The sequence below is a fragment of the Olavius algarvensis spirochete endosymbiont genome, assembly GCA_900608495.1.
Lineage (GTDB): Bacteria > Spirochaetota > Spirochaetia > DSM-2461 > DSM-2461 > UBA2779.
Genome location: UWYT01000017.1, coordinates 1 through 5,433, shown reverse-complemented (window position 1 = coordinate 5,433; position 5,433 = coordinate 1). Strand labels below are relative to the sequence as shown.

The following is a 5,433-nucleotide window of genomic DNA, read 5'->3' as shown; positions in this document are numbered from 1 at the left end:
TGAACAAAATTCTGGGACGGAATCTTGAAAAACGTATGTAGCACCAGGGATGTTAACTTACGGCCTGGGGAATATGGCTGCCGTCGAATAGATTTAGGAGCTGCTCCTTGAGGAGCTCCTGATCAAGACCGTGAGAGTGGAAGCGGATTTTATGATTTTCGAGCAGGGGAAAAGAGAATCCGTTCGATTCGCAGTTTTTTGTTTTCCGCGTTATGGATGGATTTCAGGGGCAGGTCGTACTTTTCAGCCTCGCTATCCCATACATCGATCATGCGGCTTTGTATATCATTCAGCCGGGCATAATCGGGCGGTAAGATGCGGATACCAAGCCCGCGAGCATTTTGCCCGATGGATAGGGCCCGCACTGTTTTTTTGATTTGAGTTCCCGGGATGCGGCATTCGAAGACGCAGAGTTTTTCCGCTTTGTTCTTCACATCGTCGTTATGAGCCAAAGAGACCCTCGATAACTGAGCTTAAGATTATGAGCAGAATCGGGGATACCACGGCGGCGATGGCCGCGATATAAACCTGCAGTGTTTTGAGCCGGTTGATTTGCTCTTCGTTTTGGGTGACTTTTTCTCTTAGAATTGCAAAGTCTGTTGGACGGACTGAATCCTTAAGAATATCTTTTATCTCGGCGATTTTGACGAAGATATGATCCATCTCTACCTTGAGGACCGCAAGGGTTACGGTTTGTGAGGGCTTGTCACTTACTGCCACTCTGATCACCTAAGTCGCTTTGGTAAAAGATAAGTTGTGCTTCGAGCTCCGCGATGTAGCGGCGAAGTTCGATGATGTTCTCTTCGAGTTTCCGGTATTCGTCCGGCGTCAGGAGTAATCCTTCGGAAACTTCTGAAAAGGCTACCTGCTGCTCCGTCGGAGGGGTTGGCCAGGGAGGATGCTGGAACTCCGGCAGCTTGACACTATTGCCGATCGTCCGGCAGCTTGTGAAAGAGAGCATTAGCGCGATTAAGCAAGTCGCTATCCTTCGTCTTTGCCAGTCTGGTTTTTTCATTTGCGACCTCCTCTCGAATTCTTTGTTGGCGGGATTGCAGGCTAACGAGATTTTCCGCCCTTCTTGCGATCATTATTGTGGTGACCCTTGCGGTTTTGATGTCCTTTTTGAGTCGACGGCCGCGCTTCAACAACAAGGCAGCGAGACCTCCGGCAACCAGGACAAGAGATCCCAGAATGAGGATGATCTTGATCATTTCTCTTCTGAGACAGGACCGCGCACCATTGCCGCCTTGTTAGCTTTTAGTCCCGCTATGACGAACCCTATAATCACCACGATTCCCGGTCCGAGGAATCCAAAGGCCAAATCAAGGTCAATCTCGTAGAGGTGCTGTTTTGCTGCACACAGGGCGAAGAGTAAGGTGAGCAGCAGTATCCCCATGTAGTATTTCCATTTGTCGGCCACCGCGTAGGAACCGGATGGCAGAGCTCCGGTGTGTTGAACTACGGCTCGCAAGTCCAGGGCGGTGTATGCTCCCACAACTGTCAGAAAGGCTCCGGCCATTGCGCCTATAACCTGCGGACTCTCCAAGAGGGCGATGCATGCGGCCGTTATAAGAAAGGCAAGGATGACCAGAGCGAACTGTTTGTGTCTTTTGGGCATGATTATGCTCCTATTTAAGGAGCATTCTTTGACACACTGATTCAAATGGTCTATTAAAGTATTTTAAAAATTTAGCCTCAGTTCCCTTTGCTTTTCAGCGGTGCGACGGCGATAAACTCGGGATGTGATGTTGCGTATTTGCTGAGGCGAGAGTCGATAGGCGCGGGCCAGCTGTTCGTAGGTTTCGCCTCGGTCGAAACGTTCGAGGATTTCGAGGTCCCGGAAAAAAAGTGTAACTTTTTTGGGGAAGTTGACAGTGTAACCGGCGAAAACTTCGAAGACCTGCTGGGCTGCCTCTTCTCCGACTTCATCGGAGAGCAATCTGTAGGTATCAAAGCCTTCCATGACTAATCCTTCCGGTCGGGGTTGAATCCGGCCTTTTCGGCAATGCTCCGGAGGGCCAGGATTATTTTGGTGGCTCCAGCCTTGGTGAGGAAGCGCGGATCGTCTATGCCGCAAATGCGCTTAATCATGGCCTGGAGGGAGCGTTCTGCTTTGGAGCGGGAGGCCAGTTCCCAGAGTCCCCTGATGTAATAGTGCTGAGCTTTGGTGCAGTGGAGGCCCTCGTCTTTTGCGGGATGCTTTCTTCGGGATTTGCAACTCGCCGCCCTGAAGGCCCGCATCAAGGTGAAGTACTGGGTGTCATTTCGCAGATCGGCGGCGCTTTGCACACCGGCTGCTTCATGGAGCAAGGCCCGGTAATTCTTATCGGTAATGCCCAGTCTCTTTTTCGCAATGTGGATGACTGCCAGTTTCTGCCTGCGTTTGGTAAGCATGGTTTGCTTGCATCCTTCAGCTTGCATGTTTCAAATCCTGGATTTTCTCCAGATTGGGCTGAATCCGGAAGGAATCCTTGACTGTTTTCTTCAAACCCAATTTGGCTATAACACCATCATCCAGGGTGCTTATCTGGTCTCGGTCTATCTTCTCTTCCACTTTGATGCAGCTATCCAGACGAAGATGTTTGAGAGTGGCGATTAGATCGGAGAGTTTGCCCCTGTCTCTGGGAATGGGAACACTGGAGCTGATTCTAAATCCGATGAGGCCGAAGTTCAGAACTTTGCTGCGCTTCTTTGCGAACTCGGCCTTCTGGGATTCGCAGAAATGAGTGATTTGTTCTTCCAGGTATTTGCGCTCGGACTCAAGTCCGGCGATGCCCTGCTTCACCTCTTCCTTTAGTTTGTTGATTTTGAGAGTGAGTTCTCCGCTGGCATCCGTGAGGGCGACTATGATTTCCCCCATCCGGCGGATAGCATCATCGGCTTCTTCCCAATTCTCTACTTGCTGATTCATCTTATCTACTCCTTTAAATGATTTTTGGAGGCAAACTGCCCCCTCTCGGCCCGGTGTCAAACTTGGTGTTCCATCTCACGGCTAATACCTCCTCATGGCCAGTTTTGCTACTTCCTTGACGTCTTCCACGGTGGGCTCCTCCCCCTTGCGGTGGGTGTAGAGATGCAGACGCTTGAGCATCTTCTCCAAGGTTCTAAGACATGGAGAGAGCTCAGAGCGAAAACGGATGGAGGAGGATGTAATTAGTTTTTGTTTTATAGGTGTTTTTAGCGACGGCCAGGCAGTATCGATGATGGCTTCCATATCCTTGCTGCTGATGTCGTCGAGCATAAGGCGTACGCCGATGCGGGTTAAGAGTTGATCGTGATCGTTGCGGACGTTCTGGATGATGGAAGAGAGCCTGGGGAGACCGCAGAGCACCAGGCCGGTGTTGCCGGCGTCATAGACTACCTGCCGCAGGTATTCCAGCGAACTGTCAAAGAGATAGTCGGCCTCGTCGATCACTACCAGGGTGTCCAAATCTTCCAAGGTGTGGATGATGCGTTCAGTGAGCTGCGCGGCTGAGCCTTTTACGCTTACGCCGAGTTTGTCGGCCAGCACTATGGTAAGGCGGTGCTGGGTGTAGGTTTTATCCACTTTTATGTAGATGCCGCCGTACTGGCTGACGTATTCCGTGAGGGCGATGGTTTTACCGGTGCCGGCATGTCCGCAGATTAGTGCGATGTCCACCTCTTCTGCGGCAATGTCCATGGCAAGGTGTATCTGCCGGTAAGTTTCAATCTGTACCGTGGGGATGGCCAGCGCCTGACGGCGGTTTTTTTCCTTGCGAAGATATACTTTGATAGAGTGAGTAAGCTTCTCGTTGTCTCCTTTGTAGCTGCCTGATAGCCAGGCGGAGATGGCTCCACTGGATACACCGATGCTTCTGGCAATCTGGTTCTGACTCTTCCTCTCTGCGGCGATGTACTGCTTCAATTCTTCCTTGAGCTGCTTCATCATTCATACTCCTTTGAAGAAATCGCTGATGTTTTCGGATTTCTTTGATTTGTTTGCGGGTATACCAGGTATACTTATGACGTCGTCGATGCCGACGGCTTTGCGGGCTTCGGGGAGTTCATCGAGGAGGCCTTTTCGTTTGATGAGTTTTTCCAGATAGGATTCGAGGATGGCCTTCTGAGTCTTGTTCACCTTCCCGCGCCACTTGGAATTGACCTTGACATCTCCAGTGTCCTGGAGATATCCGGCGTAGGCGGTAAAAAGCTGACGGCCGTCCGGAGCAAAAACGATGATACTGCCTTCATTCTTAAAGGGCCTGCGGGCGATGACCTGCTGGCCCAGATACTCTGCCACCTCGGGGGCGTAGTAATCTTCGTTGTCGATGGATATTCCTGTGCGCTGGATGATGCGTGTGAACTCCTCGGCAAAGATGAGCTCTCGCCACTTAAGCGGCATGATTGGACGGGGACTGCCGGATTCTTCCGCGAAAACCTGGTTGGGAGTGCGCCCCAGCATGCCATCGCCGCTGTGGCGGTGTTCGGCGGAAAATCGTTTTACCCAGAGATTCAACAGGACCGCTACATCTTCCAGCTCGAGCAGATCGCCTCGTCTTTCCTGGCCGTTGATGCGTTTGTAGTAGAGGGCCGTATCAGCGGGGCGGGCGGAGGTGTTGCTGCCGGTGTAGGAGGGAAATTCCTTGGAGAAGGTTTCGGCTACGAAGCGAAAGAAGCGTTCCACCGGCTTGGCCTGAGCCCTATAGGGAGTAACAAAGCGCCCCCTGGCGCCCAGGCGGCCGAAGATGCCCTGGAGTTCCAGAGTCTGCTTCCCTCCAAAGGGATCGTTGTTCCTGATGCTTATGGTTTCGCCGTTTAGCAGTTTGCTCCGGAAATCCTTCCCGTTGTCGATATGGATCTCCGAGGGTATGCCGTAGCTTGCAACGCATTTCTCCAGAGCCGCCAGGATGCTGTAACGGCTTGGGGTTGCGGACACCTGCCAGCCCAGGGGTTTGCGGCTGCGGTAGTCGATAATCATGGTGAGCCAGGGACGAAAGGGGGTTCCCTTCTGGGGGTGCCGGCAGAGAAGATCCAGGATGTGATGATCGGCAGAAACAATCTGCATAACATCCATGTCGTAGCCGCGTTTGATGAAGGGAGCGGCCTTGTCGTTGTAGGCTTTGGCTCCTTCCCGTTTGCGGATTATTAGAGCTCTGGGCAGCCGGTTGATGTAGCGCCGAGCTGCAGAGTATTTGATGGCGCGTCCATGGTATCGCCTTATGAGCCTGAGAATGTGAGCTAGGGAGGGACGGTTCTCATCCAGATAGTAGGCCTGGATAAGCTCCTTCTCTTCGGTGCTTAGGCTGCGGGCGCCGGTGGGGGTGTTGTACCGGGGGACAAGCCTCCTGATGCCGCCTTCGTTGTAGTTTTTCTGCCAGCGGTAGAGGGTGGCGGCTGAGAGCTTTTTTACTCCATCTTGCTTGTCGATGTGCCCCGAATTGTAGGCTTCGGAGTATTGGCTCAAGCTGAGCC

General features: G+C 52.3%; 9 protein-coding genes. All 9 read right to left on the bottom strand.

Translation table 11 applies throughout. From position 1 onward, the window contains the following. Positions 1-149 precede the first annotated feature (149 nt). Positions 150-452, bottom strand: a complete 303-nt coding sequence (locus S1OALGB6SA_RS00165) for a hypothetical protein (RefSeq protein ID WP_124032161.1) — start codon at positions 450-452, stop codon at positions 150-152. Beyond that, positions 442-720 carry a hypothetical protein gene (locus S1OALGB6SA_RS00160; RefSeq protein ID WP_124032160.1) on the bottom strand — a complete coding sequence of 93 codons (279 nt, stop codon included), beginning with the start codon at positions 718-720 and terminating at the stop codon, positions 442-444. The genes S1OALGB6SA_RS00165 and S1OALGB6SA_RS00160 overlap by 11 nt, the downstream gene beginning before the upstream one ends. Then, on the bottom strand, positions 707-1,015 hold the full coding sequence (locus S1OALGB6SA_RS00155) for a hypothetical protein (RefSeq protein ID WP_124032159.1): 309 nt from the start codon (positions 1,013-1,015) through the stop codon (positions 707-709). The genes S1OALGB6SA_RS00160 and S1OALGB6SA_RS00155 overlap by 14 nt, the downstream gene beginning before the upstream one ends. Before the next feature lie 192 nt (positions 1,016-1,207). Beyond that, the gene (locus tag S1OALGB6SA_RS00150) at positions 1,208-1,618 is read right to left on the bottom strand and encodes a hypothetical protein (protein ID WP_124032158.1); all 411 of its coding nucleotides are present in this window, start codon (positions 1,616-1,618) and stop codon (positions 1,208-1,210) included. A gap of 63 nt (positions 1,619-1,681) precedes the next feature. Then, positions 1,682-1,963 (bottom strand): Mor transcription activator family protein, encoded by a 282-nt coding sequence (locus S1OALGB6SA_RS00145; RefSeq protein ID WP_124032157.1) that lies wholly within the window; start codon positions 1,961-1,963, stop codon positions 1,682-1,684. A 2-nt stretch (positions 1,964-1,965) separates the two neighbouring features. After that, entirely contained in the window at positions 1,966-2,421 is a 456-nt protein-coding gene (locus S1OALGB6SA_RS00140; RefSeq protein ID WP_230204313.1) for a phage protein GemA/Gp16 family protein, read from the bottom strand. Further along, positions 2,411-2,911, bottom strand: coding sequence for a host-nuclease inhibitor Gam family protein (locus S1OALGB6SA_RS00135; RefSeq protein ID WP_124032156.1), 501 nt, complete (start codon positions 2,909-2,911; stop codon positions 2,411-2,413). The genes S1OALGB6SA_RS00140 and S1OALGB6SA_RS00135 overlap by 11 nt, the downstream gene beginning before the upstream one ends. Before the next feature lie 81 nt (positions 2,912-2,992). Further along, positions 2,993-3,910, bottom strand: coding sequence for an AAA family ATPase (locus S1OALGB6SA_RS00130; RefSeq protein ID WP_124032155.1), 918 nt, complete (start codon positions 3,908-3,910; stop codon positions 2,993-2,995). Further along, on the bottom strand, positions 3,911-5,433 hold a 1,523-nt coding region (locus S1OALGB6SA_RS00125), incomplete at its 5' end, for a transposase domain-containing protein (protein ID WP_148083982.1).

What these genes read in the sequence shown, in the direction of transcription:
- S1OALGB6SA_RS00150 (WP_124032158.1), bottom strand. Translation starts at nt 1,618, where the DNA reads ATGCCCAAAAGACACAAACAGTTCGCTCTGGTCATCCTTGCCTTTCTT.
- S1OALGB6SA_RS00145 (WP_124032157.1), bottom strand. Translation starts at nt 1,963, where the DNA reads ATGGAAGGCTTTGATACCTACAGATTGCTCTCCGATGAAGTCGGAGAA.
- S1OALGB6SA_RS00140 (WP_230204313.1), bottom strand. Translation starts at nt 2,421, where the DNA reads ATGCAAGCTGAAGGATGCAAGCAAACCATGCTTACCAAACGCAGGCAG.
- S1OALGB6SA_RS00135 (WP_124032156.1), bottom strand. Translation starts at nt 2,911, where the DNA reads ATGAATCAGCAAGTAGAGAATTGGGAAGAAGCCGATGATGCTATCCGC.
- S1OALGB6SA_RS00155 (WP_124032159.1), bottom strand. Translation starts at nt 1,015, where the DNA reads ATGAAAAAACCAGACTGGCAAAGACGAAGGATAGCGACTTGCTTAATC.
- S1OALGB6SA_RS00130 (WP_124032155.1), bottom strand. Translation starts at nt 3,910, where the DNA reads ATGATGAAGCAGCTCAAGGAAGAATTGAAGCAGTACATCGCCGCAGAG.